At 47.0% G+C, this 25,650-nt stretch carries 33 protein-coding genes and 1 pseudogene; 27 read left to right on the top strand and 7 right to left on the bottom strand.

Features of this window, described 5'->3' with window-relative positions; translation table 11 throughout:
• Positions 1–25 precede the first annotated feature (25 nt).
• Positions 26–406 carry a VOC family protein gene (locus ACVC9U_RS12420; RefSeq protein ID WP_441391060.1) on the top strand — a complete coding sequence of 127 codons (381 nt, stop codon included), beginning with the start codon at positions 26–28 and terminating at the stop codon, positions 404–406.
• A 44-nt stretch (positions 407–450) separates the two neighbouring features.
• On the opposite strand, the gene ACVC9U_RS12415 is transcribed toward ACVC9U_RS12420, so the two are convergent.
• Complete coding sequence (locus ACVC9U_RS12415) at positions 451–999, bottom strand: IseA DL-endopeptidase inhibitor family protein (protein ID WP_020450997.1); 549 nt, start codon at positions 997–999, stop codon at positions 451–453.
• Positions 1,000–1,449: 450 nt separating this feature from the next.
• Here ACVC9U_RS12415 and ACVC9U_RS12410 point away from each other — a divergent pair, with 450 nt between their 5' ends.
• The gene (locus tag ACVC9U_RS12410) at positions 1,450–2,190 is read left to right on the top strand and encodes a 3D domain-containing protein (RefSeq protein ID WP_025811608.1); all 741 of its coding nucleotides are present in this window, start codon (positions 1,450–1,452) and stop codon (positions 2,188–2,190) included.
• Between the two features lie 57 nt (positions 2,191–2,247).
• On the opposite strand, the gene ACVC9U_RS12405 is transcribed toward ACVC9U_RS12410, so the two are convergent.
• The 4 genes from ACVC9U_RS12405 to ACVC9U_RS12390 are packed head-to-tail and all read right to left on the bottom strand — an operon-like array spanning position 2,248 to position 5,056.
• Positions 2,248–3,672 carry a DHA2 family efflux MFS transporter permease subunit gene (locus ACVC9U_RS12405; RefSeq protein WP_441391058.1) on the bottom strand — a complete coding sequence of 475 codons (1,425 nt, stop codon included), beginning with the start codon at positions 3,670–3,672 and terminating at the stop codon, positions 2,248–2,250.
• Positions 3,673–3,687: 15 nt separating this feature from the next.
• Positions 3,688–4,266: a TetR/AcrR family transcriptional regulator gene (locus tag ACVC9U_RS12400; RefSeq protein ID WP_003180775.1), complete on the bottom strand. Its 579-nt coding sequence runs from the start codon at positions 4,264–4,266 to the stop codon at positions 3,688–3,690.
• 12 nt (positions 4,267–4,278) lie between these two features.
• Complete coding sequence (locus tag ACVC9U_RS12395) at positions 4,279–4,614, bottom strand: hypothetical protein (RefSeq protein ID WP_441391055.1); 336 nt, start codon at positions 4,612–4,614, stop codon at positions 4,279–4,281.
• A gap of 28 nt (positions 4,615–4,642) precedes the next feature.
• Positions 4,643–5,056 carry a regulatory YrvL family protein gene (locus ACVC9U_RS12390; protein WP_441391053.1) on the bottom strand — a complete coding sequence of 138 codons (414 nt, stop codon included), beginning with the start codon at positions 5,054–5,056 and terminating at the stop codon, positions 4,643–4,645.
• 469 nt (positions 5,057–5,525) lie between these two features.
• On the opposite strand from ACVC9U_RS12390, the gene ACVC9U_RS12385 reads away from it, so the two are divergent.
• Positions 5,526–6,173, top strand: a complete 648-nt coding sequence (locus ACVC9U_RS12385; RefSeq protein WP_075753304.1) for a poly-gamma-glutamate hydrolase family protein — start codon at positions 5,526–5,528, stop codon at positions 6,171–6,173.
• 12 nt (positions 6,174–6,185) lie between these two features.
• On the opposite strand, the gene ACVC9U_RS12380 is transcribed toward ACVC9U_RS12385, so the two are convergent.
• Both ACVC9U_RS12380 and xre read right to left on the bottom strand, forming a co-directional pair.
• The gene (locus tag ACVC9U_RS12380) at positions 6,186–6,842 is read right to left on the bottom strand and encodes an ImmA/IrrE family metallo-endopeptidase (RefSeq protein WP_075753302.1); all 657 of its coding nucleotides are present in this window, start codon (positions 6,840–6,842) and stop codon (positions 6,186–6,188) included.
• A gap of 188 nt (positions 6,843–7,030) precedes the next feature.
• Positions 7,031–7,384: an HTH-type transcriptional regulator Xre gene (xre, locus tag ACVC9U_RS12375; protein WP_075753300.1), complete on the bottom strand. Its 354-nt coding sequence runs from the start codon at positions 7,382–7,384 to the stop codon at positions 7,031–7,033.
• A 172-nt stretch (positions 7,385–7,556) separates the two neighbouring features.
• Between xre and ACVC9U_RS12370 the strand changes: the two genes are divergently transcribed.
• From ACVC9U_RS12370 to ACVC9U_RS12255, 24 genes and pseudogenes are all read left to right on the top strand, one after another.
• Positions 7,557–7,817: a helix-turn-helix transcriptional regulator gene (locus ACVC9U_RS12370; protein WP_075753298.1), complete on the top strand. Its 261-nt coding sequence runs from the start codon at positions 7,557–7,559 to the stop codon at positions 7,815–7,817.
• On the top strand, positions 7,807–8,103 hold the full coding sequence (locus tag ACVC9U_RS12365; protein WP_020451007.1) for a hypothetical protein: 297 nt from the start codon (positions 7,807–7,809) through the stop codon (positions 8,101–8,103). The genes ACVC9U_RS12370 and ACVC9U_RS12365 overlap by 11 nt, the downstream gene beginning before the upstream one ends.
• Complete coding sequence (locus ACVC9U_RS12360; RefSeq protein WP_441391050.1) at positions 8,104–8,934, top strand: phage portal protein; 831 nt, start codon at positions 8,104–8,106, stop codon at positions 8,932–8,934. It begins immediately after the preceding gene.
• The gene (locus ACVC9U_RS12355) at positions 8,834–9,634 is read left to right on the top strand and encodes an ATP-binding protein (RefSeq protein WP_011197802.1); all 801 of its coding nucleotides are present in this window, start codon (positions 8,834–8,836) and stop codon (positions 9,632–9,634) included. The genes ACVC9U_RS12360 and ACVC9U_RS12355 overlap by 101 nt, the downstream gene beginning before the upstream one ends.
• Positions 9,634–9,804 (top strand): hypothetical protein, encoded by a 171-nt coding sequence (locus ACVC9U_RS12350; RefSeq protein ID WP_003180796.1) that lies wholly within the window; start codon positions 9,634–9,636, stop codon positions 9,802–9,804. The genes ACVC9U_RS12355 and ACVC9U_RS12350 overlap by 1 nt, the downstream gene beginning before the upstream one ends.
• Positions 9,805–9,904: 100 nt before the next feature.
• Entirely contained in the window at positions 9,905–10,246 is a 342-nt protein-coding gene (locus ACVC9U_RS12345; protein WP_003180798.1) for a hypothetical protein, read from the top strand.
• Positions 10,243–10,446 (top strand): XtrA/YqaO family protein, encoded by a 204-nt coding sequence (locus tag ACVC9U_RS12340; protein ID WP_003180800.1) that lies wholly within the window; start codon positions 10,243–10,245, stop codon positions 10,444–10,446. The genes ACVC9U_RS12345 and ACVC9U_RS12340 overlap by 4 nt, the downstream gene beginning before the upstream one ends.
• 120 nt (positions 10,447–10,566) lie before the next feature.
• Positions 10,567–11,058 (top strand): annotated as a pseudogene (locus ACVC9U_RS12335) (sigma-70 family RNA polymerase sigma factor); the annotation flags it as partial.
• A gap of 155 nt (positions 11,059–11,213) precedes the next feature.
• Positions 11,214–12,014, top strand: a complete 801-nt coding sequence (locus tag ACVC9U_RS12330; protein ID WP_441391046.1) for a terminase small subunit — start codon at positions 11,214–11,216, stop codon at positions 12,012–12,014.
• Complete coding sequence (locus ACVC9U_RS12325) at positions 12,011–13,309, top strand: PBSX family phage terminase large subunit (RefSeq protein WP_441391044.1); 1,299 nt, start codon at positions 12,011–12,013, stop codon at positions 13,307–13,309. Before ACVC9U_RS12330 ends, ACVC9U_RS12325 begins: the two co-directional genes overlap by 4 nt.
• A gap of 3 nt (positions 13,310–13,312) precedes the next feature.
• Positions 13,313–14,827, top strand: a complete 1,515-nt coding sequence (locus ACVC9U_RS12320; RefSeq protein ID WP_441391042.1) for a phage portal protein — start codon at positions 13,313–13,315, stop codon at positions 14,825–14,827.
• Positions 14,828–14,834: 7 nt separating this feature from the next.
• A complete protein-coding gene (locus tag ACVC9U_RS12315) occupies positions 14,835–15,683 on the top strand; it encodes an XkdF-like putative serine protease domain-containing protein (RefSeq protein ID WP_146874202.1) in 849 nt (282 codons plus the stop codon).
• A gap of 17 nt (positions 15,684–15,700) precedes the next feature.
• Positions 15,701–16,636, top strand: coding sequence for a phage major capsid family protein (locus ACVC9U_RS12310; protein ID WP_441391040.1), 936 nt, complete (start codon positions 15,701–15,703; stop codon positions 16,634–16,636).
• A gap of 114 nt (positions 16,637–16,750) precedes the next feature.
• Positions 16,751–17,125, top strand: a complete 375-nt coding sequence (gene yqbG, locus ACVC9U_RS12305; RefSeq protein WP_075753284.1) for a protein YqbG — start codon at positions 16,751–16,753, stop codon at positions 17,123–17,125.
• Positions 17,122–17,478, top strand: a complete 357-nt coding sequence (locus ACVC9U_RS12300) for a YqbH/XkdH family protein (RefSeq protein WP_075753282.1) — start codon at positions 17,122–17,124, stop codon at positions 17,476–17,478. The genes yqbG and ACVC9U_RS12300 overlap by 4 nt, the downstream gene beginning before the upstream one ends.
• Positions 17,475–17,963 (top strand): HK97 gp10 family phage protein, encoded by a 489-nt coding sequence (locus tag ACVC9U_RS12295; protein ID WP_075753280.1) that lies wholly within the window; start codon positions 17,475–17,477, stop codon positions 17,961–17,963. The genes ACVC9U_RS12300 and ACVC9U_RS12295 overlap by 4 nt, the downstream gene beginning before the upstream one ends.
• A 12-nt stretch (positions 17,964–17,975) precedes the next feature.
• On the top strand, positions 17,976–18,416 hold the full coding sequence (locus ACVC9U_RS12290; protein WP_441391037.1) for a phage portal protein: 441 nt from the start codon (positions 17,976–17,978) through the stop codon (positions 18,414–18,416).
• Positions 18,417–18,641 carry a YqzN/YkzM domain-containing protein gene (locus tag ACVC9U_RS12285; RefSeq protein WP_020451022.1) on the top strand — a complete coding sequence of 75 codons (225 nt, stop codon included), beginning with the start codon at positions 18,417–18,419 and terminating at the stop codon, positions 18,639–18,641.
• Positions 18,641–19,987: a phage tail sheath family protein gene (locus tag ACVC9U_RS12280; RefSeq protein WP_441391035.1), complete on the top strand. Its 1,347-nt coding sequence runs from the start codon at positions 18,641–18,643 to the stop codon at positions 19,985–19,987. The genes ACVC9U_RS12285 and ACVC9U_RS12280 overlap by 1 nt, the downstream gene beginning before the upstream one ends.
• A gap of 1 nt (position 19,988) precedes the next feature.
• Complete coding sequence (locus tag ACVC9U_RS12275) at positions 19,989–20,432, top strand: phage tail tube protein (RefSeq protein ID WP_020451024.1); 444 nt, start codon at positions 19,989–19,991, stop codon at positions 20,430–20,432.
• A gap of 157 nt (positions 20,433–20,589) precedes the next feature.
• A complete protein-coding gene (locus ACVC9U_RS12270) occupies positions 20,590–21,039 on the top strand; it encodes a phage tail assembly chaperone (RefSeq protein ID WP_003180832.1) in 450 nt (149 codons plus the stop codon).
• 41 nt (positions 21,040–21,080) lie between these two features.
• A complete protein-coding gene (locus ACVC9U_RS12265) occupies positions 21,081–21,218 on the top strand; it encodes a hypothetical protein (RefSeq protein WP_095290311.1) in 138 nt (45 codons plus the stop codon).
• A gap of 3 nt (positions 21,219–21,221) precedes the next feature.
• The gene (locus ACVC9U_RS12260) at positions 21,222–24,986 is read left to right on the top strand and encodes a transglycosylase SLT domain-containing protein (protein ID WP_441391032.1); all 3,765 of its coding nucleotides are present in this window, start codon (positions 21,222–21,224) and stop codon (positions 24,984–24,986) included.
• Positions 24,979–25,635: a LysM peptidoglycan-binding domain-containing protein gene (locus tag ACVC9U_RS12255; RefSeq protein ID WP_003180838.1), complete on the top strand. Its 657-nt coding sequence runs from the start codon at positions 24,979–24,981 to the stop codon at positions 25,633–25,635. Before ACVC9U_RS12260 ends, ACVC9U_RS12255 begins: the two co-directional genes overlap by 8 nt.
• Positions 25,636–25,650 lie beyond the last annotated feature (15 nt).

Raw genomic sequence — 25,650 nt, 5'->3', positions numbered from 1 at the left:
TATGATGAAATGGGAGGGAGATTTTATGAAAATCGAACACATCGCTATATGGACGAACAATTTAGAGGAAATGAAAGACTTTTATACCCGGTTTTTTCACGGAAAGGCGAATGAAAAATACGTCAATCCGAAAAAGCATTTCGAATCCTATTTCATTCAGTTTGAATCGGGAACACGGCTTGATGAGCTGATGAGACGTCCCGACCTTGCAAAAGGAGAGGAAAACGCTTCCGGCTATGCACATATGGCGTTTTCCTTAGGGTCGCGGCAAGAGGTTGACGAGATGACGAGCCGCTTTGAAAAGGAAGGATACCAGGTTGCCGGAAAGCCGCGCGTCACGGGTGACGGGTATTATGAAAGCGTCATCCTGGATCCTGACGGCAACATCGTTGAGCTGACCGTTTGACGGAAAAAAGCTAATGTCCGTTTTTAGACATTAGCTTTTTTCGTTTAGATGGCAGCATCGAGCTGATTGATTTTCCATTTTTTGTCTTCTTTCACAAACGTGATCTTTCTTTTCGCAGTCACCGATCCATCCAATGCCGGTACGGAAAATTCATAGGTGCGGGTATTGTTTTTTTGAGAAATCAGTTTGATTGTTGCTTTGTCCCATCCTAAGAGGTTGTCCCCATCGCCGACAGGAACGGCCATTTTTCCTTTATAAGACATAATGTTGTATTTTTCAAATCCTTTTTTAATGGCGTCTTTTGTGAAAACCGGTGCCAAGTAATCTGTTAACTTTGCTTTTGTGCTGAATTCACTGCACATATACGTATATGGAAGACCGCGGTATTCAAATGTTTTGGTTTGGCAAGTTGAGTTTTTCGCTTTTGGATTGTGGCCGCTCATCGTATTCCAAAAGTGCTCCCGTGCCTGCAAAGTCATTTGCATGACTTGTTTATTTGTTAAATTCCCTGATGTTTGGTTTTTCGCTGCGAGAGATGCTCCGGCAGGTAAGATGAGTAAAACAGCTAATAAACAAACGATTAACTTTTTCATGTTCCTCTCTCCTTAAATATATCTCTTATGTTACAAATGTTACAATAATTACAGATGGATTACAAGAGATTTGCGAGAAAAATTTTCCTCCGCTGTTTTCTAATATATGACGACATAAAAGCGACTGGGGTTATATGTTTAGGAAAATAAATTACGTTTATTGATTCGTTTTCCCGAATTTCTCTTCTCATAAACACAAAAGCTTCATGTTGAAAAAACATCTTATACTGAAAAAGAATTCCAGCTTGAACCAGCGTCAAGAGCAGGAAAGAGGACGTCTGAAACATAAAGGAATCATGTTGTTGAAAATCAGAATTTTACATAAAATCAAACTTTATCAGTAAAAAAACTGTAACGAAATTCGCATCAATCTGTCATAGCGGTGACATTTTGCTGTGTTACGATTTTCCCTGTTAGTTTCAAAAGGGCTAACAAGGGAGGATTTAACTTATGAAGAAGACAATCATGTCCTTGGCTGCAGCCGCAGCTATGTCGGCGACTGCATTCGGAGCGACTGCCTCAGCAAAAGAAATCGAAGTTCAAAAAGGAGACACGCTCTGGGGGATTTCTCAAAACTACGGAATGAACCTCAAGGACTTAAAAAAATGGAATCAGCTTTCATCAGATCTGATTTTACCGGGTCAAAAGCTGAACATTTCTTCTCAAGAAGAAAAATCTGAAGAAAAGCAGTACACCGTTCAGCTAGGGGACACGCTCTCAAAAATCGCAAAAGAGTTCGGTGTAACTGTAAGCGATCTTCAAAAACGGAACAATCTGAAGTCGGACCTGATTATTGCAGGGCAAACGATTGCGATAAATGGAGAAGCAGGAGAGGCTGCTGCTGCAGCGCCTGTGAAACAAGAGTCCGCGCAAAAACAAAACGATCAGCCTGTCAACGTGCAAAAGGAAATCACAGTGACTGCAACTGCGTATACGGCAAATGACGGGGGCATTTCAGGCATCACAAAAACGGGAGTCGACCTGAATGCGAACCGTGATGCAAAAGTCATCGCGGTTGATCCAAGCGTGATTCCGCTCGGTACGAAAGTATATGTGGAAGGCTACGGCGAAGCGACGGCTGAAGACACCGGAGGCGCCATTAAAGGCCATAAAATAGACGTATTTATTCCAGATAAAAAAGACGCTTTCAATTGGGGCGTCAAAACCGTAAAGGTCAAAATTTTAAACTAATATAAAAAAATGCAGGAGGCGCTTCATGCCTCCTGCATTTTTTTGATGGATCGATGTTTATGCTGGATGATGTTCCCCGCGACTGCTTTTCACAAAAACCGAAATCACAAGAGCAGCTGCTGCAAAGACGATGGCTACGAAATAAACCATATGAACGCCTTCTGTCATACCTTGCATGTGCAGCTCCTGACGGCTGGCTCCTGAAGAATGCGCGATAAAGCGATTCGAAACGGTCGTCAGAATTGTCGTGTACAATGCCGGACCGATGGCCCCTGACACTTGATTGACCGTATTCATAATCGCCGAGCCATGCGGGTACAGCGGTTTGGGCACCTGATTTAAACCGAGCGTCATGATCGGAGCCATCGTTAACCCGACGCCGAGTGTGAAGCCGGCGTACAGCATCATTCCCGCCGCCATCGGCGTATCGCTTGAAATATTCGTAAACAGCGAAAGGACGGCAATCACAATGATCAACCCGGTGATCAACAGCGGTTTAAAGCCAAGCTTATCAAACAGGCGTCCTGCAACAAGAGATGTCATCGCCAGGACAAGGCCGCCCGGCAGCATAAGAATGCCTGTATAAAGCGGTGACAGCTCAAGCGCCATCTGGAAGTAAAGCGGCAAAATCAGCATCATCGAAAACTGTAGCATCATCACGATCCACATCAGGATAACCGAGACGGAAAATATTTTTGACTGAAACGGCCTCATATCAAGCATCGGCACTTTCAATTTGAGCTGGCGCATGACGAACAATATTAATCCGATGACACCGGCTGCCAGTCCGATGATCACTTTCGGACTGCTCCAGCCCGCAGCTTCCCCGGCGTTGCTGAAGCCGAAAACGATTCCGCCAAACCCGACAGTCGATAAAAGAATAGATAATATGTCAATTTTCGGATACGTCAGTTCGGTTACATTTTTCAGGCGGAACGCCGCATAAAAAATCATGAAAACCGATACTGGCAGCATCATGAAGAAAACAACGCGCCATGAATAATGCTCGACAATATAGCCTGAGATGACCGGACCGATCGCCGGGGCAAATAAAATAACGAGCGTTAGGATTCCGGTCATCGTTCCGCGTTTTTGCGGCGGAATCAAAGTCAGTATCACATTCATCACAAGCGGCAATATCAGGCCTGTACCTGAACCCTGGATGATCCGTCCGGCGAGAACGAGCGGGAAGACCGGAGCAATTCCGGCCAGCAAGGTTCCCGCTGTAAAAAGCGTCATCGCAGACAGAAACAGCTGCCTTGTCGTAAAGCGCTGCATTAAAAACGCGGTAATCGGCACGGCGATGCCGATCATGAGCATATATCCGGTTGACAGCCACTGGGCTGTGTTCGCTGAAATGCCAAAATCGTCGATGATTTTCGGCAAAGCCACATTCATGACCGTCTCATTAATCAGAGCGAGAAAATTTCCGACGATTAAGATTGCGATAATCATGAAGGAGCCTTTTCTAGCTTGTTCCATTTGTATTCCCACCCTTTATGAACGTTTTAGCAAAAAAGGAATTTGTTCGGCGGCTGCACTGAGAGGCCGGCCGTTTTTTTTCGTCACTGAGAGCACATACGCACCCTCAATCATCGCTTGTATCGCGACGCTCAGCGTCTCGGCCGTTTCCGGCGCATAGCCTGACTGGAGCAGTTTTTCCTGATAGACAAGCTGCCAGTCTTGATAAACCTGTTCACACGTTTGGCGGAGCCTTTCACTGAACGACCACGTTTCTGCGGCGACGGATACGATCGGAATATCGTCGTTTTCTTCGATGATGTATTCCTCGATTCCGTCAGCCATCATCTGGATATAAGATTGAAACGCCTTGACAGGATCAGCTTCACCGCTGATCGCTGACGATATATACGCTTTGATTCTTTCTCCGGTTAATTGAATCGCCTCTTGCGCCAGTTCCTCTTTGCCGCCGGGGAAATAATAATAAAGCGATCCCCGCGGCGCTCCGCTTTCGGCTGTGATTTGGCTTAAGCCTGTGGCATGGTAGCCTTGTTTGCGGAACAATCGTGAAGCCGTCCGCAAAATTTTGTCGCGGCTGCTCATTTTTTCTGCCATTCTATCATTCCCTTATGATTTTATACTGATCGGTCTATATAATTTTAACGAAAAAAAAGACCTTTTTTGAAGGCCTGTTTTAAAATAAGGACGATTTGTCCATATTCGGTTCAGCGGGAATCCGCTGAAGGCTTCAGAAAGCCGGCAAGCAGCAGGCGCCACAGCAATCACTGCCAAGATCGACAAAAGGCTGTCAGGTATGAGGTGAACAAAAGCGGAATTGATGGTATAGAGTGCGAGCGCCGTTAAATAAACGGCTAAAAAAACATAGCCGAACATTTTTCTGCGGAACGGTCTTTTGAGTTGAATCAAAAGAAACAATCCGGCCATTAAAATGATAAACGTCACAGTTATTCTCCCTTCGCAGGAAAGTTTCTCAATCCTCGTATGTCCGGTTTCTTTCTTTGTTGTCTTCAAATGCCAGCTGAATGACGAATAAAAACAGACAGGCGATGATTTCGACATCCAGCGGGATGGTGATGCTGTCCATCAATTCATCAGCGAGATGGATGGCAAGCCAAGTAAAAAAACATTCGATCATAAAGGTCGCAGCTTTATGCCCAATCATAAAGCTCAGAATTTTTTCCGGGATTTCAAACAGCGCGCCGAGGCCAAAAGATAAAAGGATATACCAGAAGAGCGACCAGGGCGATTCGTATGTAACGCCGAAAATCGCAAAAAAACCGGCGACGCCGAAATAATAAGACCCGAAAAAGAGCGTAAACACAGTGAGGATCAAAAGAAAGATCATAGTCACTGCGAACATGGTACCGAGAGTTTTTTTAATCATTAATCATTCATTCCTAATCATGCAGTGTATATTCATGATATCAGAAAAATATCCGGTTGTGAGTTATAAATGAGATTTGGGGGTTAAAGTTTGTGTGGATGGGGGGAGTGAAGAGAGCGTTCTGAAAAATTCCTAATAGGTTTTTCGAGACCTAATTAATCACCATATATTATATTTGGAGCGTTTTCATAAGGGCTGCAATCTAGAGGATAGGATCCCAAATAAAAAAGGCTGCCAGCCGGCAACCTCACTTTGTTAATCATATTTCGTATTTGCTTGTTCTAAAACCGATGTGTTTACCGAAGAATCATTTTCGTGCCTTATGTGATTTTCGATTTTGGTTCAATTGCTTTAATCTTTTAAATCTCATAAAGAGATTTTCATTTTCATAGAGGCAACATATTTACAACCGCCGCGACTCCCGGTACACTACATAAAAACAGGACAGGCAGGTGCAAAAAATCAAAAGATGAAGCAGGCTTTAACTGACCAATACGGCAGCTTTACAGAGATGGCAGAAAACGAAATAGAAGGAACCGATTATTCGGTGGCTGCGCGGGATGCAGGGAGCGCACTGCTTGTGATGGCTCCCCACGGGGGCGGGATCGAGCCGGGCATCAGTGAAATTGTCAGGGCTTTTGCAGAGGGTTCATCGGTTTATTTATTGGAAGGATTGAAAAAGCGCGGCAATAAGAGTCTTCATGTGACAAGCGCCCATTTTGACTGCCCGCTTGCCGTGCGAATGGCTGCAGGACATCGATACATACTGGCGCTCCACGGATATGACGAGCCTTTCCGCCGGCATACGCTCATCGGGGGGACAGATCGAAGGCGCGCCTTGATGTTTGCGGAGACATTGGAGAGGCACGGATTTTCTGCGGAGCTGGCGGCTGAAAGGGGCTATCTTTCAGGTACAAACCCTGCAAGCATCAACAATCGCTGCCAAACGGGGTTAAGCGTGCAATTTGAAATCAGCACCGCCCAGCGGAAGGCGATGTTTGAGAACTTCACATTAAAGGGCAGGCGAACGTCCCAAAATGAGGTGTTTATCCGCTATGTCAAAGCTTTGAAGGAAGGAGCCCGCATCGCGTATGGGACGAGTGCAGCCGGCAGCTGAGCCGGCTGTTTTTTATTTTCTCAGCATATACGCCGGCCGGCTTTCTGCCGCGACTATTTTGCCGAGGCCGTTTGCCGCTGCATACGGGCGGCGGGTTTCCCGGCGGTAGCGTGCAAGTTCGTCTTCTTCTTTAAGGCGAGCAGCATTCGCTGTTTCGCTCTCTTGGGAAAGGCCCGCCATCCACGCCTCATGAAACTGGATCCCGGCTTGCCGTTTTTCAAAGAGCTCGATCCGTTTGACAGCGAACGATTCCGTGACTTTAAAGAGGTCGGCGATCATTTTAGCGGCTTGGCATCGCAGCTGGGGAAAATCCATTTTTAAAAGCATAAAAGTAGGGACGCAAAAATGGTACATAAATTGATTGGCCTGGAATTCCTGCAGCTCCCTGAACATCTGATTCATATAAAGCTGGTTTCCCGCGTGCTTTAATACGTGGCACAGCTCATGGGCAAAATCCTCCCACTGCTTTTCCTTTGAAAGGCTGCTGTTGAGAATGATGCTGTACATGCCGTCATGCTTAATCATCATGCTGTTGACATTTTCATAGTGAATCCAAATGTTAAAATGAGCGGCTATGCGATTCATATCAATGTGGTGGGGTTCAAAAAAACCAAACTTTTGATACATATTTTTGACGTATTCTTCTAGGTGAGATAAGTAAAACTTCAATACGAGACACCATTTCGAACAAATGTTCTGTTTTTAGCGGGAAAGAAAAGCCCGTCAAAGGGGCTGTCATGTTTTCATGCAGATCTATCATATACGATGAGCAGCCTCTTTAGCAAATCTTTCCCTTTTTTATCGTCTTAACTATTAAATCGGCGCTCATCAGGTAATGTTTAATAAAAATTCCTTTTTTATCCGTTTTGTTTATCTCCGGGCTTCCGTTTCTTCTCTTTTTCTTTTAAGTATTGAATAAATTCGATGGCCTGCTGTCTGCTTTCGGGGGAAAATTCCTGCATGTCGCGGTATGCAATTTGCAGATCCGGATCTGCGATTTCGTCTTCAATGGGCTTTTTCTTTTCCGTTCCTGTCAGCAGATAGTCTATCGTTACTTTATAGTAATCGGCGAGTTTTTTTAATGTTTCATAGTCCGGCTCGCTTCTTCCGTTTTCGTAATGGGAGTAGCGGGCCCGCGATACACCGATCTGCTTTGCCACTTCTTCCTGTGTCCGTTTTCCTCTCAGGCTCTTCAGTCTGCCGCCTAACATAGAATGACCTCTCTTCCTCAATTCGGCATGTTTATCTCTATTATAGATACAAAATGTATCGAAATAAACATATGATAAAAAAAGTATCAAAAAAGTGTTGATGATAAGAAGTGTATCATATATAATCAAATCATCAGATACGGATTGTATCGAAAACAGGGAGGGAGAACATGTGCGAAAACGGTTAATTGAAGAGCGTTCTAAGAAGGGATGGTCCCAAAAGCAAGTGTCGGAAAGACTTGGACTCTCTGAGATTTATGTTCGCAAAATCGAAAGGGGAACACGCAATCCCGGCAGAGAAACGATGCTGAAATTCGAAATGCTTTACTCAGTGCCTGATCGATTGCTGTTTCCCGATCTTTTTCAGGTCTGTGTTGATACATATGGTATCGATCAAACTCTGTATGAAAGAAGGCGATGTCATGAATCTTGAACATCCGATGGTCACACACATTCGAACGCACGGCTATCCAAAGGAAGCCGACAGAGAGCAAATGCGAAGACATGGCGGACCCGCCGGATATCCACAAGGAGGCAGAATGGGTAAAATTGTGATTTCCTACAGCTCAGACCGTTTTGATCAATGGCGGCTCGGCGAAGCCGGGGGATTCATCGCTTTTACGAAAGACGGAAAGCCTGTATTCCAATTCGATCGTAAAGGCCAATACGAACGGTATCTCAGACTGAACCGCAGAAGGCACAAGGAAGGGGGAAGATGAATGTCCCGTCCGCTCGATCAAAGCTATCCCTTTTCCGTTTACTCAGGGCTTTTAACACCTGTGCACTACGAGAAAATAGGCAATGCCATTTGGCTGTTTTTATGGTGCATCAGTTCAACAACTAAGGAAATCGAACGCGATGGGATGACATGGGGCATCGTGCTCGGCAACAAACCGCTGAAAGCCGCAGAATTGGCTCTTCAATTCGGCGTCAACGAAAAAACGGTTAGAAGATGGCTCGCTCTTCTCGAACGAAACGGCTACATTGCAGTCACAAGAGCGCCTTACGGAATGATTTTGTCAGTCAGACATTCAAAGAAATTTGCCTATGCCAGCCATGTCCGGTCAGGCAGTTCTGTTCGGACAGAAGAGACTGGCCGTGCGGACATCCTTGTCCAATCCAATAAAGATATCACACAAATCAACACAAAACATAATATGACTTCCATAAAAACAATAGCAGACCGATTTGCCGCCCTTAGGTCTTTGCAGGAAGGAAAGCCTGTCCATCCCTCGTCAAAAGACTACAAGGCCATCGCCCGGATTGTCGCCCGCGGAGTGTCTCTTCCGCAAACAATCAAATGGCTTGAACAATGTTTTGAGGAGTATGAGGCGCGGCGCCGAAGCCGTCATGAAACGATCAAGGTCTTCAGCTACTGTGAAAAATATATCATCGGCCGGCTGGCTGAAGCGGAAGCGAAAACGAAAACAACTGTCAGGAGGGAGAACAATGCCCAAAAGAACAATCGAAGAGGTCATGGACGAACTGAGAAACAGGAGCCGTCAATCACAGGGGGGCAAACCGGAAGAATCCGCCGCAAAACGGTATGACTGTCCGAAGTGCAAAGATGAACTCGGATTTATCGAACGGCGCGGAACGATGGAAGTATGGGTATCATGCGTCTGCCGCGAATGGCGCAAAGCGCAAAAGCTGTTGAAGACGAGCGAAATCACCGAACAATTTAAAAACTTAAACTTTGCTCAATTCAAGACGGAAGGAAAGCATCAATCTGTAAAAGAGGCGTATGAATGCGCCGTTGAATATGTACAAGCTTACCGGGACATTCAGGAAAGCCGCAGAAACAGCATCGCGCTCTTGGGACGACCCGGTTCAGGGAAGACTCATTTGCTGACGGCTGCCGCCAATGAGCTGATGAGGAAGCTTTTTGTACCCGTCCTGTATTTTCCGTTTGTCGAAGGATTCAATGATTTAAAACAGGACTTTTCGTTGCTTGAGAATAAGCTGAACCGGATGAAGCAAGTCGAGGTGCTGTTTCTTGATGACCTGTTTAAGCCGGTGGCAGGCAGGCCGCGGGCAACGGAATGGCAGATCGAACAGACATATGCCGTCGTCAATTACAGGTATTTGAACCATAAGCCGATCATGCTGTCCAGCGAGCTAAGCGTTGAAGAAATTGTCAGCATAGACGAAGCGCTCGGAACGAGGCTGGTCGAAATGTGCGGGGACTTTCTCGTCGTCCTGAACGGGAGCTCTTTCGGCATCAATCATAGACTGGAGGGGATGGTTTGATGTGCCGGCTATGTAATGGGAGAAAATCAATCCATCAGGACGCAAGGGTCGGAACGATTTTCCGCGCTTGCCCGAACTGCTGCACTGAAAGCGGCGGTTTGACGGATGTGATCAAACATCTGGAAGCGCTGATTGCAAAAATGAAAACAAGGGTGACACAAGGTGCTTAAAAGTTTAAAAGCTATGATTCTCATCATCTGGACAGCGGCAAAAAGAGACGCACAAATGAAACGATGGCACGAAGAAGACGGAAAGTGAGGAAAGACATACGTGAAAAACGAAAGTGAGGCGTACAGCCCATCACCATGGCGCGTCGTCAGAACAAATACCGACGTATACATTTATTCAGCATACAGCAAAGCCGAAAAGAAACGGTTTCCTTATTCCAACGGAAGGGTGATTGCCAAAGTCGCCGACTACAGCGCATATTCCAAGGAAAAAAATGCCCGCTTAATCGCTGCAGCTCCCGAACTGTTGACCGCAGTGAAGCTCACGCTTGCCTATTTGAAGCGAAAACGGCCCGTTCACAGCGATTCAGTTGAGAATCAATTGAAGAATATTTTAGAAAAAGTCGTCGCAAAAGCAGAATTTGAAGAGGAGGAAACAAGATGAACCATCCGGCAAAGTTAACAGATATCAACGATACGACGGTTGCAAGCCGCATCAAAAAAGGAAAGGTGACGGTGATCGTCCTTGACGGAATGAACGGCACGGCATGGCAGGCCGAGGCGCCTGAGCACGGCAAAACCGTCATTGAAACGAGAAAGGGAGATCTCGCAAGGATCGAATTTGAAATCGGCTATAAGCTATAGCTCTACAACTTGAATATTTGTCCAAGACGGAAAGCCTGCGGACGCTGATCAGGATGCACATCTTAACTGTGCGGCTGATTGGTGTCCTTTTTTATTTCAAAAAAACGGAGGTACATTAAAATGGAAGATTTGCTTTTCGAATATAAAAGAGCGCTGAAAAACACGAAAAAATTGTATAAGCCCTATCAAGATGAACAAGGGCTGACGGCTGAACAGCTGAATGATAAAAAACTGATCAGAAACATGATGACCGATTTGGAATATGTGATCGACTGGCTTGAAAACGGAAGAGAACCTGGAATCAGACGGGCGATTGACAGGCGCGACTCTTATAAGCGGATGCTCCTGAAAGATCCGCGGATCATCGACACGTTTTCAGAACAGAGTGCATTTGAACCGGCTCAAGAAGTGTCAGCATACGATAAAGCCCGGATTGAATCAGCGCTGTCTGCCCTTACGGCACGCGAAAAAGAAATCTTCATTTTACATAAGGTCGAACAGTTTTCCTATGAGCGGATTGCCGCCATGCTCGGCATCAAAAAGTCTACTGTTCAAACCAATGTGAAACGGGCGCAGCTGAAAAATCGCGAAACAGATCGAAAAGCCTCTCGATTGTATGGCATAACGATATATCTGTCTTTTGTCATACGTTTGCCACCTATAAGTGAAAAGAGAAAAAATATAACAAAGCATACTGTTCATATGGAAGATTCATATATCGATTAAATATTACTGTTTCCGAGAATGAGAGGCGGTGAAAATGAACAATGCCAAGGAAAAGGGATCCAAAAAGGGATGAAGCTTTTCGTCTCTATCAAAAATACGGGGGAAACATTACGAATCTCGCAATCGCAAGAGAACTCGGCGTTTCAAATAAAAAAATCAGCGTTTGGAAAACCCGCGACCGCTGGCAAGAGGCTTTAGCCGGAGATGACGCGAACCGTGGAAAAGCAGACATTCACAATGAAGGGCTGAATGAACGGCAGCGGCTGTTTTGCATCTATTATGTGAAAAGCTTCAATGCCACCCAAGCGGCGGTAAAAGCGGGCTATTCCCCGGCCAGCGCCCATGTGACAGGCTGCCGGCTTTTGAAAAATGAAAAGGTGGCCGATGAAATCAGGCGAATCAAAAAAGAAATGGTAGGGGAGATATTCGTCGAGGCGATGGATGTTCTCCAAGTCTATGTAAAAATCGCGTTTGCCGATATGACCGATTATGTGACTTTCGGCAAAAAAGAGGTACAGGCTGTCGGAAAGTCCGGACCGCTGTTTGATGAAGAAAACAATCCGGTTATGAAAGAGGTCAGCTTTGTGGATGTGAAACATTCCGACCTCGTCGATGGTACAGTCATCACAGAAGCGAAACTCGGGAAAGAAGGAATTGCAATCAAGCTGGCCGATAAAATGAAGGCGCTCGAGAAGCTCTCACAGTATTTCGACCTTTTCCCTGATTCATTTAAGCGGAAAATTGAAAATGAGAAGCTGAAGCTCGCCAAACAAAAAGCCGACAAAGATGCGGAATCAGGACCCGTTGAAGTGGTCATCACCCGAAAAGGTGATTCGGCTTGATTATGAAAGAAGTCAATCCGCATTTTGAAGATTATTTGTTTAACTGGGATCAGACGTTTCAATTTCTTGTCGGCGGATACGGTTCGTCAAAAAGCTATCATACCGCTTTAAAAGTCGTATTAAAGCTGCTGCAGGAAAAGCGCACCGCTCTTGTTGTAAGGGAAGTGTTTGAAACACACAGGGATTCGACTTTTTCTTTATTCGCAACCATTATCGATGAGCTGGGTGTTCAAACGGCGGCCGAGGCCGTTTCTTCTCCGATGCACATCAGGTTTGCAAACGGCAGCCGGATTATTTTTAAAGGGATGGACAACCCGGCGAAATTGAAATCCGTCAACAACATCTCGCTGATTTGGATCGAAGAATGTTCGGAAGTGAAGTATGAAGGCTTCAAGGAGCTGATCGGCCGGCTGAGGCATCCTGATCACAGGCTGTATATGATATTGACGACAAACCCCGTCAGCCAGTCAAACTGGACGTACAGACACTTTTTCAAGGATGAGCGGAACAAGCGGTTTATTTTGGATGATGAGGTTTTGTATGAAAAGCGGGTCGCTGTCGTCGGTGATACGTATTACCACCATTCTACAGCGGATGACAACCTGTTTTTGCCGAAAAGCTACCTCAAACAGCTTGACGATATGAAAGCATATGACCCTGACCTGTACCGGATTGCCAGAAAAGGGCGGTTCGGGGTAAACGGCATTAGGGTTTTGCCGCAATTTGAAGTGATGGAGCATGAGGAGGTCATGAGGCGGATCTCCGCCATTTCCAACCCGCTGAAGAGAACCGGAATGGATTTCGGATTTGAGGCATCATACAATGCCGTCGTCCGGGCGGCCGTCGATCCCGACAAAAAATATCTCTATATTTATTGGGAGTACTACAAAAATAAAATGACAGACGACAAGACGGCCGAGGAGCTTAACGAATTCGCGGTTACGAAGGAGCTGATCAAAGCCGATCCGGCCGAACCGAAAAGCATCCAGTTTTTTAGGCATAACGGTTTCAACATGACCGCAGCCCGCAAGTTCCAAGGCTCGCGCCTGCAATATACGAAAAAAATCAAGCGGTTCAAAAAAATATTCTGTTCTGACCGATGTGCCAATACGATCTACGAATTGCAGCCGCTGACCTATGCGACCGATAAAGACGGCAATCTGAAGGAGGATCAGTTTACAATTGATCCGCACACGCTTTCCGCGCTATGGTACGCGCTTGATGATTATGAAGTCACCGATTTGAAGGCTGAGCCGGAAGCGAGAAAACGGCCGAACAGGAAAAGGGGGAGATAGTGTATGTCCACTCAACAAACGGTAAGAGCAAAAGTCATGAAATCCCGTTTTCACGAGCCTGTAACAAAACAAATATATGAAGATCAATTTTCGGAGATCTACGGAGATGAGATTATCGCACCGCCGTACAATTTGAAAGAACTGAAAGCCATTGCCGAATATTCTTCCATTCTCCAGCAATGCATTGACGCCTATAAAACGAATATTGCAGGGTTCGGGCTTGATGTCGAGTACGCTTTTGATTTTAATGGTGCGGATGTGACGCCCGATAAGAAAAAGGCTGCTGAGACCGATTGGACAAGGCTTGAAGATTTTTGCCGCCATCTTCATTTTGATGAATCGGCTGAAACGATTTTAAGCCATATGATAGAGGACCGCGAAAAAACGGGGAACGGGTTTTTGGAGGTGCTCAGAAACGGCACGGGGCAGCCGGCCGGAATTGAATATCTCGATGTCAAAAATATGCGCGTATGCGGATTGACAGAACCGATCGAAGTGGAATTCGCCTACATGGAAAACGGATCGCTAAAAAACATCAAAAGAGAAAAAAGGTTCCGTAAATACGTTCAGATGATTGATGGCAGAAAGGTGTACTTTAAAGAGTATGGCGATCCGCGCGTCATGGATATGACCACCGGAGCGTTTGACAGACAGACTCCGCCTGAACGAAGTGCGAATGAAGCGATCCATTTTAAAATCGGCAGCGGCGTCTACGGCGTTCCGCGCTGGATCGGAAATATTGTCAACCTGTACGGAGCGCGGAAAGCGGAAGAGCTGAATTATATGTATTTCAGACAAGGCCGGCACGTCCCGGCCGTCATTACGGTTGAAAACGGCATGCTCTCAGAGGCTTCGTACAGAGAGCTGCAGGAATACATGAACGACTTGGAAGGCGTTGAAAATGCACACAAATTTTTGCTCATCGAAGCGGAGGGGATCGCCCAGGAAAAAGACATTCACGGCAGCCAGGACATTACGCCGGTGAAAGTGGACATCAAATCCCTCGCCGAAATTTTGCAGGAAGATGCGCTGTTTCTTGAATATGACGAGAAAACACGGAATAAAATCCGCTCTTCCTTCAGGCTCCCGCCGCTCTACACCGGTGATGCCCATGAATATAACAGGGCGACAGCAGATACCGCCCGCAAAATCACCGAAGAACAGGTTTTTGAACCGGAGCGGAAAATATTGATCGGCAAGCTGAATACGCTGTTTCTCCGTGATTTAAACATTTTCCATGCGAGGCTCCAATTGAAAGGACCGGACTTTCGCGATCCACTTGAGATTGCAAAAGTACTCGGTCCTTTTATTCAAGCGGGAGCGGTATCTGCAAATGATCTGCGCGACCTGGCCGGCAGAGTGCTCGGCAAGACGCTTGATGAATGGCCGGATGAAGAATTCAGCAGGCCGCTCGGTTACCAGCAAAGCGCAAAGCGTGCTGAAGCGGAAGCCGGAGCGCTGCTGCCCGAACTGCAGGAAGTCGTCGAGACATTGAAACAGATCACTGAAAGGAGGTGAACACTTCGTGCCGAGAGAGCTTAAAAATGCCAAGATCAATTTCGTCAGTTATGTCGACAAAGCGGCGAACAAAAAGAAATTCTTTATGACGAAATCGAGTGAACCGCCGACATTTGAAAAGGAAGTCAAGCTGATTGCGAAAGCCGAGGATGAAAAGAAGCTCGTCTACGGCGTGGTCTACGAGCCGGACATTCAGGATGCCCACGGCGATTTTATGTCGGCTGACGAAATCCAAAAAGCCGCCCACGGTTTTCTGAAAAATGCCCGGAAGATCGACAAGGATCACAATTTCCAGGGAGGCGTCGGAGAAGTCGTGGAGTCCTATGTTGCGCCGGCTGATTTTGAAGTGAACGGCGAAACGATTGTGAAAGGCTCTTGGGTGCTGGTGACAAAAGCCGGCGATGAGATCTGGGAACAGATTAAAAAAGGAAGCATCACCGGCTACAGCATGGCGGGCACTGCCGAAACGGTCGAACACCCGCCCCGCGCCGGCTCTAAAACCGATGAGACCGGCAGTTTCTTTCAGCTGTTTAAGCAGTTTTTTGCCGGCGACAAACAAAAAACGGGAGAGGAAGAAAAAAAGATGAAACGATCAGAAGTTCAAGGAACGATTGAAGCCGTCTTGGCTCCGCTTCTCAAACGTCTTGACGATTTGGAAGGGGATAAAGCGGCGGACGAAAAAGAGCAGCAGACAGACCAGGATGCACATGTGAAGGAAATCGTCGAGGACATGCTCGCCCCTCTGATTGCGCGCATCGAAGCACTCGAAAAGATGAGAGGTGCCTCAAAGCAGGCAGCGGCTGAAAAAGAAGGAGAAGAAGAAGTTAAAAAATCGATTTGGAGCGGATTGCTTTAATTTGGAGGAGGAAGAACATGAGAAATCAAGAGATTATTCGTAAAGCCGAGATGTCGCTTGCGACGTTGAAAAGCGGAGGATTAATGAATCCGGCGCAGGCTTCTGCATTTATTCGCATGGTGCAAAACACGCCGACAATTTTCAGCGAATCACGTGTGATTCAAATGGAAAACGACTCGCAAAAATTTGAAAAAATCGGTTTTGGCCAGCGGATTTTAAGAGCGGCTGATGAAGGTAAAGCATTGGCGAAGGACCAATTAACCGCACCGGTGACCAGCACGGTTGAACTGAATGCGAAAGAAGTCATTGCCGAAGTCAACATTACTTATGACACGCTCGAAAATAACATTGAAAAAGACGGCCTTCAACAGACGTTGATGCAAATGCTGGCGGAACGGGCTGCCGTGGATATTGAAGAACTGATCGTCAACGGCGATGTCGCGTCTTCAGATCCATACCTTGCTCAGCTTGACGGGATCCGGAAGCAGTCGGTCTCCCACATCGTCGATGCAGGCGGGGAGCAAATCAGCCGACAGCTTTTCAAACAGGGGCTGAAAGCTGTTCCGGCAAAATATATGCGCGTTCCGCAGGAGTTCAGATTCTATACATCGCTCGGTCAGGAGATTGAATGGAAAGACCGCGTCGCAGACCGTCAAACCACGCTCGGGGATGCGGCCGTACAGGGCGGACTTTCAACCGCTTTTGGCGTGCCTGTTAAAGGGGTCTCAAATATTCAGCCGTATGCATACGGAGAAGGAGATGCGGCCGCCGAAGCATCAGACATTATTTTGACGGATCCGAAAAATATCATTCTCGGTTTCTCGCGCAATATCAGAATTGAAGTCGATAAAGACATTCGCGCGCGCAAATTTATCATTGTCCTGACGGCAAAACTGGACAGCAAATTCGAAGAAGAAGACGCGGTTGCAAAAATCGTCAATGTAAAAGAGTAATGCCTGAGTCCTAACGTTTTCACTGAAAGCATTGCCGATCGGCAGGGAACGAGTCCGGGCAAAAGCGAAAGCGCCCCGGACAACAGGTAAAAGCTCTGGAAGGATGTGATGAACATGCTGATCACGCCCGACGATATCATCCAATATTCCGTTATTGAAGCCGTGAAAAACCGGCCGCAGGAATTGCTGCGGCAGGATATCCTTGAAGCGGAAGCGGAAGCCGAGCAGATCACGGGGCATCGTTTTACAGATGAAAAATATGATCCGCTGCCGGAAAAGGCAAGGCTCGCCTTGCTGCAGCTGGCACAGTACTTTGCATTGAAAAACGGTGATGAATCGCTTTTGAAAGGCTACAAATCCGAGAAATTGGGTGACTACTCCTATACGCTTTCAAGAAGCGAAGGCCTGGCGAAGCCCGACGTCTATAAACTGCTCGAAGAATTTATTCTTGATTATGAATCTGTTCGATTCAAGGTGCGGCCGCTATGAGCTACAAAAAATTATTAAGCGACCGCTGCGATATCTATCATTTAAAGGAAGACCATGCAGAGAAAGCAAGGTACGGCATTCCCGCGCCAGACCTGCAGCCGATCCGCACATACGGGGACACACCTGATCTTCAAAACGTTCCCTGCTATTTTACGGAAAAAAACCAGTCGATCGTCCAGCAAGATCCCGAACAGGTCATTTATCATTCCTATTTGGCCCATTTTCCGGCGGATGCAGATGTGCGTCTTCACGATCAGGCGGTCTGGAACGGTGTCAGCTACACGCTCCAGCAGCCGCGCAACATCAAAGGCCATCACCTGGAAGTCTTAGCGGTCAGGGATGAAAAACTATGAAAATCAAAGGATTGAAACAGCTGTCGCAGACGCTGGAAAAAGCGGGGCAGAGCGGCTTTCGAACTGAAGCTGCCAAGTGGCTTGAAGAGGCGGGAACCGATTTTTTGGATCTGGTCCGCAACGAAATCGTACGCGCCGGATCGATTGATACCGGCAGCCTTTTGCACTCTTTCAAGCGAGGGGCTGAAGGGAACAGATGGGAAATCGAAAAAGGCGGACTCACGCTTGAAGTCGGGACGGAGTTAGAGTACGCCTCATTCGTAAATGACGGCCATTGGACAGGCGGAAAAGATGAAGTCAGGTGGATTCCGGGACAATGGCACAGCGGCCGGTTTCAATATGATCCCGGTTCATCGTCCGGCATGGCCTTAAAACGGCGATGGGTAAAGGGAACAGGCTATTGGGAGCATGCGCTTTACATATTTGAGCGTTTATTTGAAAAACGCCTGCATGAAAGGCTGCAAACATGGCTGAATTCCCTTTAAGGAGGTGAAGCTTTGAACGACGAAACGGGATCTGTCATGAATTTCTTTTATCAAGTCTTTCCTGTCGTCTGTTATGAAAAGGAAATACCCGACCATTTTCAAATACCGTCGCTATATTTTCCTCCCCCTTCTGTTTTTGATGAGAATGATACGGTTTCAACATTTAAAAAAGTCTTCACCCTGAATGTGAAACTGTTTCACTATGATTCACAGCAGGCCCACGATCATGCTGAGCGCATTGCAGACGCCGTAAGGGAAGCGCGGCACATCATCCCGCTCATTGACCGGTCGGGTAAAGGCACAGGGGACAGCTTGAGGATCAGCCGGATCGAGACGAGGATAGGGGATTCCGGCACCGCGTCCATTATTATTCAATGGAACAGCCGCTACTGGTACAAACGGGAAAACGAACTTTCTCTGGAAACAATTGATTTTACAAACGGGGTGAAATAATTGACAGTCAGCAAAAAAACAAAGACCGAAGCAAAAAAGGCGCCTCTAGAGGAACGAGAAGCGCTGTTCTACATCGAGGATCTGAGGGAGCACGCGAAAGAGCTTTTCGGCATTAAACCGGAAGTTCTCGACGGTGCTCTTTTTCATGTGAAAGAAGAGCAGATTTCAAAGCTTGAGGCAAGTCAGCTTATTCAAACATTTTTAGCCAAGGAGGTCATGAATTAATGAACGGCGGAACATTTACACCAGGCAAAGAAAAAGATCGTGCCGGCATTTATTTTAATTTTAAAACGACAGCAGAGGAACGGGTTTCCGTCGGGGAACGCGGCACAGTTGCCCTCCCTGTCGTCATGAGCTGGGGGGAGCCGAAAACATTCGTATCGATTTCCAGCATTGAAGATTTAAATAAAAAAGTGGGATTGAACATCGATGATCCGTCTCTTCTGCTTTTCCGCGAAGCGAAGAAAAACGCACAAACCGTTTTGCTGTATCGTCTGAACACAGGAGCGCCGGCGAAAGCCCAAATCGGCGAAACGCTGAGCGTAACGGCAAAATACGGGGGCGAGAAAGGAAACGACATCTCGATCCGCATTTCCGAAAATGTGCTCGATTCTAAAAAGTTTGATGTCACAACCTTTGTCGGAACAGATGAAGCTGACCGACAAACCGTCAAAACGGCAGAAGAGCTTACCGCAAATGCGTACGTCGCGTTTCAAGGGGAAGGCGCGCTTGAACTGACAGCGGGCACAAAGCTGGAAGGCGGAGAGAACGGAACAGCAAGCGTTGCCGATTACACCGCGTTTTTGGATGCTGCCGAAACGGAATACTTCAATACGATCGCACTTCCGGTTGCAGACAATGAACAGCTGAAAGCCACTTTTGCCGCTTTCATCAAACGTTTTCGCGACAAGCAGGGCCAGAAAGTCCAAGGCGTAGTCGCTGATTATGCCGGAGACTATGAAGGCATCATCAATGTAACGGGAGGCGTTGTGCTGGAAGACGGCACAGAAATCACCCCTGAAAAAGCGACGGCATGGGTCGCAGGAGCAAGCGCAGGCGCGACTTTTAACCAGTCTCTTACATTTGTCGAATACGAAGGAGCTGTTGATGTTCTGAACCGTCTGGATGAAGATCAGGTCATCGAACGTCTGAAAAAAGGCGAGTTTTTATTTACATTTGATGCACGCGATCAATCGGTCAGTGTCGAAAAAGACATCAACTCTTTAACGAGTTTCACTGCCGACAAAAACAAAAAATTCTCGAAAAATAAAATCATCCGCGTCCTTGACGGAGTTAACAATGATTTGACCCGCGAATTAAAGGCTTTAATCAAAGCGCGAAAAGCAAGCGGCAGCGATATCCCTGCATCTGACGACGGTTTGCAGTACGTCAAAACGCTGATCATTCAGTATATGACGGCGCTTCAGGAAGCCGGCGGCATCACCGGTTTTGATTCTGAAAGCGATATTGTCATCACCCTGAATGAAGACCGCGACGGGTTTTTAATCGATTTGGCCGTTCAGCCGGTTGATGCAGCAGAAAAATTCTACTTTAATGTGGAGGTAAAATAATATGGCATTAAAAGCGCAAAACACGATTTCCGGAAAAGAAGGCCGTCTTTTTCTCGACGGACAAGAGATGGCTCACATCAAAACATTTGAGGCAAACGTCGAAAAGAATAAAGCCGAAGTCAATATTATGGGCCGCCGCATGACGGGCCACAAGACAACAGGTGCAAACGGCACGGGAACGGCGACATTTTATAAAGTCACATCTCAATTTGTCACATTAATGATGAACTATGTGAAAAAAGGCGAAGATCCGTATTTCACGCTCCAGGCCGTCCTTGACGACCAGTCATCAGGCCGCGGAACGGAACGGGTCACACTGTATGACGTGAATTTTGACTCAGCCAAAATCGCCGGCCTTGACGTCGACTCAGAAGCGCTCGAAGAAGAAGTGCCGTTCACATTTGAAGATTTTGACGTTCCTGAAAAACTGAAAGATACGTTTTAAAAAAGAGCCCCGTATCCCGCTTTTCAAACCTAGGCTGCAAAGGCTGGTCTTAAAGAAGAAAGCCGATTCAGTAGTCAGGACATATAACACCAAGCACTCTCGTCAAGCCGAGGGTGCTTTTTCATTTAAAAATTGAATGTTAAAGGAGCAAGCAGACATGAGCGAAAAACAAGAAGAAAAAGTATATGATTTGTCTTTTTTTATGCCGGGACAAACCGTTGAAGCCGAAGAAATCAAAGTGCCGATCTCAAAGCGGTTCGTCGATAAAAAGGGCAATGTCATTCCGTTTGTGTTTAAGCCGATTACAACCGAGCGCATTGACGAGCTTGAAAAAGAAAATACGACTTATAAAAACATCAAAGGCAGGGGCCGCGTCAAGGATCTCGACACCCAGCGCTTTTACGCCCGAATCGCCATTGAATCAACGATCTATCCTGATTTCCGTTCAAAGGAATTAAGAGAAGCCTATAAAACGGCCGATCCGGTCGAAGTGGCCAAACGCGTTCTGTCCGTCGGAGGGGAATATGCGAACTGGCTCAACAAAGCGATTGAAATCAACGGCTTTGAAGACGATCTTGAAGATCTGGAAGAAGAAGCAAAAAACTAATCAAGGATGGGAATAAAGAAGCGGTGTATCTCTATTTTGCGATGCACGAACTTCACTATTCTCCATCCCAGCTCCGGGAGCTGTACGAAGCCCCAAAACCGTTTAAGGCATTTTTATACGGACTTATCAGCTACAAACTTCAGATCCTGGAAAAAGAAGCGCGGAAAGGAGGTACATAATCCATGGCAAAACTAACGGCACGCTTTGAACTTGAAGACCGGGTGTCTAAGAAGCTGCGGAGGATTCAGAAGGGGTTTAAAGACCTGGAAAAAAGACGAAAAAAACTCAGCCGCCCGTTCGCAATGAAAATAAAAACGAAAACAGCAGAGAAAACATTGAAAAAACTTAATGTTTTTTTTAAAGCCAACCTGAAATCATGGCAGCTTGAAATTTCAGCAGTCGATAAGGCCGGCAAAACCATCGACAATATTTCAAATCAGCTCAAACAAAAGCTGCCTGACAACTATCAATTTTCAATTGTAATACATGATCAGGCAACACCGGGCATTCAAAAGATCAGAAGCATCATGTCTGAATTGTCATCAGCTGAATACTTCTTAACTGCAGCCGTTAATGACCGAGTCACCCCGGCTGTTCAAAAAATTTCCGGCTACCTGAAAGGTGCATTGCAAAAAGGATACTCTGCAACGCTCTATGTCATTGATAAAATCACCCAGACAGCCAGCAGGATTTCCTCCTATTTGAAAAATCATTTAGCAAGGGAATATCAAGCCACCCTTATGATTAACGACCAGGCGACCGCGAAATTGAATGCTTTGCAAAAAAAGCTTAACAGCATCGAGGCCAAACGTATCCTTAAAATTGACGCAATTGTAAAAACGGAACAAAAAGAAGACAACAAAGATTCGGATGGGAAAGCTGAGGCCGTATGGACTAAAATTCTAAAGTGGGGTAAAGAAAAATTTGTTGACTGGGTGAAGGGGCTGCCGGAGAAGATTTGGGACAAATCATTTGATGCCATCCTCGGTAAGTTGTTTAAAGGTGAAGAAAGTGGAGGCGGTTGTTGCTGCTGTGGGGGAGGCGGAGGTTCTATAATCAATGAACCTGCAACAAGCAGCAGGCCAGGAAGTGAAGAAACCACTACTAATAGAGAAACAGGATCGGGAAGAAACAGATCCGGCGGCAAGTTTATGAAAGGTCTTCGAAAAGTGGGGAAAGTTGGAGGCAAAGCCCTCCCATATGCTGGAGCACTTTTATCAGCGACTGAGTTAATGGATATGAACAAAGAAAACGCAGGCGAAAAAGTCGGTTCAGCAGGCGGAGGAATTGCCGGCGGTTTAGCTGGTGCAGCAGCAGGTGCGGCAATTGGCACAGCGATTCTCCCTGTGGGGGGAACGGCAATCGGCGGTGCCATTGGAGGTATGGTCGGAAGCTTAGGCGGCTCAAGCATCGGTGAATATTTCGGGCAGATGTTCGATGACAATGGCGGTGTCGTGAAAGCGTGGAATACGATAAAAGATAAATCGGCCGAGGCACTCGGAGCCATTCAAGAAAACTGGTCGATGATAGCAGGATGGTTTACAGATAACGTTTGGAATCCTGTTGTCGGCAAGGTTGTTGAAGTAGCGACAGGGATCTGGAATCAACTGACAACGGCCTGGACGATGATTCAGGAAACATTCATGACAGTGGCTGGCTGGTTTGCGGAAAATGTCTGGAATCCGGTTGTCGGCAAAGTGATCGAAGTAGCGACAGGGATCTGGAATCAGCTGACAACAGCCTGGACGTTGATTCAAGAAACATTCATGGTGGTCGCCGGCTGGTTTGCAGAGAATGTCTGGGATCCGGTTGTGGGCAAAGTCATTGAAGTAGCAACAGGAATCTGGAATCATCTGACAACAGCCTGGACGTTGATTCAGGAAACATTCACGGCGGTCGCCGGCTGGTTTGCGGAAAATGTTTGGAACCCCGTAGTTTCAAAAGTCATTGAAGTGGCAACCGGAATTTGGAATCGTTTTCAATTTACCTGGAACATGATCAAAAGAGTTTGGGGCGCGGTTTCCACATGGTTTATGAATACGGTTTGGAATCCGTTAAAAAATACGTTCTCAACCGTAAAAGAAGCCATTGGAGAAAAATTTCAAGCGGCCAAAAAAACGGTAACAGATATTTGGGAAGGCGTCGCCGGCTGGTTTGAGAAAAATATTCAAAAGCCAATTGTAAAGATTGCCGGATTGATCAGCGACGGTTTTGAGAAAGCATTCGGATGGGTAGGTAAAATATGGGATAAAGTTGGCGGCGGTATTGATGCCGTCATCAACTTCATGACAGGAGAAGATCCTGATAAAAATGCCACAGGCGGCTACATCACAAAACCGACCATCTCCTGGATCGGTGAAGCCGGAAATGAATTCGTCATCCCTACGGAAAACAACCGGGGACGCGGGAAGATGCTGCTTGCCCAGGCCGCTACCAAGCTCGGCATGCGCGTTGTTGACGACATGGGGGCCGCGGCGGGAGACGGGGGAGCTTCTTCTCCGGTTTCAAGCACCGCTTCGTATTCGGCTTCTGTGTCGCCTGCTGTCGGTGTCGGGAGTATAGCAGCAGAGGCGCAGGCTTTCGGCCGGGAATTCACCGGCGGTTTTGACAAGGGGATCGGCTCAAACGCTCCTTCCCTTGATCAATGGAAGCAAAAAAACATCAGCAAGCCGTTTAGCAGCCTGCCGGCAGAATCGTCTAACTACGGAAAACAGACGGTTGCCGGGTTCGCTTCCGGACAAAATGCTTCCGCGACCGGAACCGGCGGTTTTCTTCAAGCAAAAGTAAATGCGCCTTATCAAACAACGGTGAAAACGTCCTCTTCCTGGGGTGCAAATACAGTCAAAAACTTTGCAACCGGGCAAAATGCAACACCGACCGGGACGTCGCAGTATGTTGATAAAAATATCAACAAGCCGTTCCTTGATTCGAAACAGTCGGCTGCAGGCTGGGGGTCAGGAATGGTCGGACACTTTATCAGCGGCATGAATGGAAAAGGCAGCGAAGTTTCTCAAGCTGCAAAAAACTTGGCGAAAAAAGTTGAAAAAGCGTTCCGCGAAGAACTAGATATTCATTCTCCGTCCCGGGTTATGATGAGTCTTGGGCGTTTCGCGTCGGTCGGGATTGTCAAAGGTTTAAGCTCTGTCGATGTCAAAAGTTTTGCGGAAAAGCAAGCAGGCTCACTGGCAGCTGCGTTTTCCGGAATCGGAGCCGTCGGCGGAAATGTAAAGTCGTGGCTGATGCAGGCGATCATGGCTACCGGTTCGCCGGTGTCGTGGCTTCAGCCGCTTTCTGTTATTGCTCAAAAGGAATCCGGCGGAAATCCGCGCGCCTATAACGGCTGGGACATTAACGCCAAGCGGGGGGACCCGAGCAGAGGCTTGATGCAGACGATCGGCCAAACGTTTAATGCTTACAAAGGAAAAGGAATGAATGATATTTTCAATCCTGTTCACAACGCGGTAGCGGCCATCAACTACATCAAATCGCGATACGGGTCGCCATTTAACACTCCGGGGATTAAAAGCATGGCAAGAGGCGGAGCTTATAAAGGCTATGCCAACGGCGGCCTGATTACGAGCGAGCAGATCGCCCGCGTGGGTGAAGGCGGCAAACGCGAATGGATCATTCCCGAAGAACGCGGCATCCGCGGCAGATATCTGCTTCAGCGGGCTGCAGGCGCGCTCGGGATGGAAGTGCAAGACCCCGCTGAAGGGTCCGGTTCCATATCAAGTGCTCAGGCGGCTGCAGCCACCACGGGCGGGACCCGATCCCGGCAGCCTGCTGAAAATGGCGCCAAAGAAGTCAACATCTATATTACCGGGGACAATCATTACCACAGTGAGCGCGACCAGGAAACATTGATTGCGAAAATCAAGCGCGCTCTTGTCGATGAGCTTGAACGGGATATTCATATTGGGACGAAAGGAAGCGTAGCTTATGACTAAATCCGTGTACGAATTTTGGCTGACGCAAGGAAAGGAAAAGCTGCGCCTCCCTGTGCTTCCAGAGCAGCTTGACGTCAGCAATAATCTTGCGAACGAATCTGTAAAGGTGTCAAAGTTCGGCGAGGTGACGTTTATCAATGAACCGGGAGCGAAGACGATTTCATTTTCGTCTCATTTTCCGAAAAAGTATTCTCCGCTCTCGGAATACAAAGGGTTTCTTTCGCCGGAGAACGCGATTCTTAAAATCGAGAAATGGATGAAAGCAAAAAAACCGGTTCAATTTCTCGTGACGGGAACGAAGATCAATTTCACATGCAGCATTGAAAACTTTTCGCATCGCGAGGGTGAAAAGGATATCGGCGACCGGGATTTTGATCTCACATTGAAAGAGTACCAAACAGCATCACCCCGGAAGATTAAACAAAAAAAGAAAACGAAGAAAAAACGGCCGTCCAAACCGGCTCCAAAAATGTACACCGTCAAAAAAGGCGATACGCTCTGGCACATCGCAGGCCGTTTTTACGGAAACAGCCAGGAATGGCGGAAAATTTGGAATGCGAACAAGCAGGCGATGATCAAACGAAGCAAGCGAAACATCAAACAGCCGGGACATTGGATTTTTCCGGGGCAAAAGCTGAAAATACCATAAAACGAAGCGCCGGAT

This window comes from Bacillus sp. GM2 (assembly GCF_056155945.1).
The sequence above is the reverse complement of the archived record's forward strand: the minus strand, read 5'-3'. Positions and strand labels throughout refer to the sequence as shown.

What these genes read in the sequence shown, in the direction of transcription:
- ACVC9U_RS12420 (WP_441391060.1), top strand. Translation starts at nt 26, where the DNA reads ATGAAAATCGAACACATCGCTATATGGACGAACAATTTAGAGGAAATG.
- ACVC9U_RS12415 (WP_020450997.1), bottom strand. Translation starts at nt 999, where the DNA reads ATGAAAAAGTTAATCGTTTGTTTATTAGCTGTTTTACTCATCTTACCT.
- ACVC9U_RS12410 (WP_025811608.1), top strand. Translation starts at nt 1,450, where the DNA reads ATGAAGAAGACAATCATGTCCTTGGCTGCAGCCGCAGCTATGTCGGCG.
- ACVC9U_RS12405 (WP_441391058.1), bottom strand. Translation starts at nt 3,672, where the DNA reads ATGGAACAAGCTAGAAAAGGCTCCTTCATGATTATCGCAATCTTAATC.
- ACVC9U_RS12400 (WP_003180775.1), bottom strand. Translation starts at nt 4,266, where the DNA reads ATGGCAGAAAAAATGAGCAGCCGCGACAAAATTTTGCGGACGGCTTCA.
- ACVC9U_RS12390 (WP_441391053.1), bottom strand. Translation starts at nt 5,056, where the DNA reads ATGATTAAAAAAACTCTCGGTACCATGTTCGCAGTGACTATGATCTTT.
- ACVC9U_RS12385 (WP_075753304.1), top strand. Translation starts at nt 5,526, where the DNA reads ATGAAGCAGGCTTTAACTGACCAATACGGCAGCTTTACAGAGATGGCA.
- xre (WP_075753300.1), bottom strand. Translation starts at nt 7,384, where the DNA reads ATGTTAGGCGGCAGACTGAAGAGCCTGAGAGGAAAACGGACACAGGAA.
- ACVC9U_RS12365 (WP_020451007.1), top strand. Translation starts at nt 7,807, where the DNA reads ATGAATCTTGAACATCCGATGGTCACACACATTCGAACGCACGGCTAT.
- ACVC9U_RS12360 (WP_441391050.1), top strand. Translation starts at nt 8,104, where the DNA reads ATGTCCCGTCCGCTCGATCAAAGCTATCCCTTTTCCGTTTACTCAGGG.
- ACVC9U_RS12355 (WP_011197802.1), top strand. Translation starts at nt 8,834, where the DNA reads ATGCCCAAAAGAACAATCGAAGAGGTCATGGACGAACTGAGAAACAGG.
- ACVC9U_RS12350 (WP_003180796.1), top strand. Translation starts at nt 9,634, where the DNA reads ATGTGCCGGCTATGTAATGGGAGAAAATCAATCCATCAGGACGCAAGG.
- ACVC9U_RS12340 (WP_003180800.1), top strand. Translation starts at nt 10,243, where the DNA reads ATGAACCATCCGGCAAAGTTAACAGATATCAACGATACGACGGTTGCA.
- ACVC9U_RS12330 (WP_441391046.1), top strand. Translation starts at nt 11,214, where the DNA reads ATGCCAAGGAAAAGGGATCCAAAAAGGGATGAAGCTTTTCGTCTCTAT.
- ACVC9U_RS12320 (WP_441391042.1), top strand. Translation starts at nt 13,313, where the DNA reads ATGTCCACTCAACAAACGGTAAGAGCAAAAGTCATGAAATCCCGTTTT.
- ACVC9U_RS12310 (WP_441391040.1), top strand. Translation starts at nt 15,701, where the DNA reads ATGAGAAATCAAGAGATTATTCGTAAAGCCGAGATGTCGCTTGCGACG.
- yqbG (WP_075753284.1), top strand. Translation starts at nt 16,751, where the DNA reads ATGCTGATCACGCCCGACGATATCATCCAATATTCCGTTATTGAAGCC.
- ACVC9U_RS12300 (WP_075753282.1), top strand. Translation starts at nt 17,122, where the DNA reads ATGAGCTACAAAAAATTATTAAGCGACCGCTGCGATATCTATCATTTA.
- ACVC9U_RS12295 (WP_075753280.1), top strand. Translation starts at nt 17,475, where the DNA reads ATGAAAATCAAAGGATTGAAACAGCTGTCGCAGACGCTGGAAAAAGCG.
- ACVC9U_RS12280 (WP_441391035.1), top strand. Translation starts at nt 18,641, where the DNA reads ATGAACGGCGGAACATTTACACCAGGCAAAGAAAAAGATCGTGCCGGC.
- ACVC9U_RS12275 (WP_020451024.1), top strand. Translation starts at nt 19,989, where the DNA reads ATGGCATTAAAAGCGCAAAACACGATTTCCGGAAAAGAAGGCCGTCTT.
- ACVC9U_RS12270 (WP_003180832.1), top strand. Translation starts at nt 20,590, where the DNA reads ATGAGCGAAAAACAAGAAGAAAAAGTATATGATTTGTCTTTTTTTATG.
- ACVC9U_RS12265 (WP_095290311.1), top strand. Translation starts at nt 21,081, where the DNA reads ATGCACGAACTTCACTATTCTCCATCCCAGCTCCGGGAGCTGTACGAA.
- ACVC9U_RS12260 (WP_441391032.1), top strand. Translation starts at nt 21,222, where the DNA reads ATGGCAAAACTAACGGCACGCTTTGAACTTGAAGACCGGGTGTCTAAG.
- ACVC9U_RS12255 (WP_003180838.1), top strand. Translation starts at nt 24,979, where the DNA reads ATGACTAAATCCGTGTACGAATTTTGGCTGACGCAAGGAAAGGAAAAG.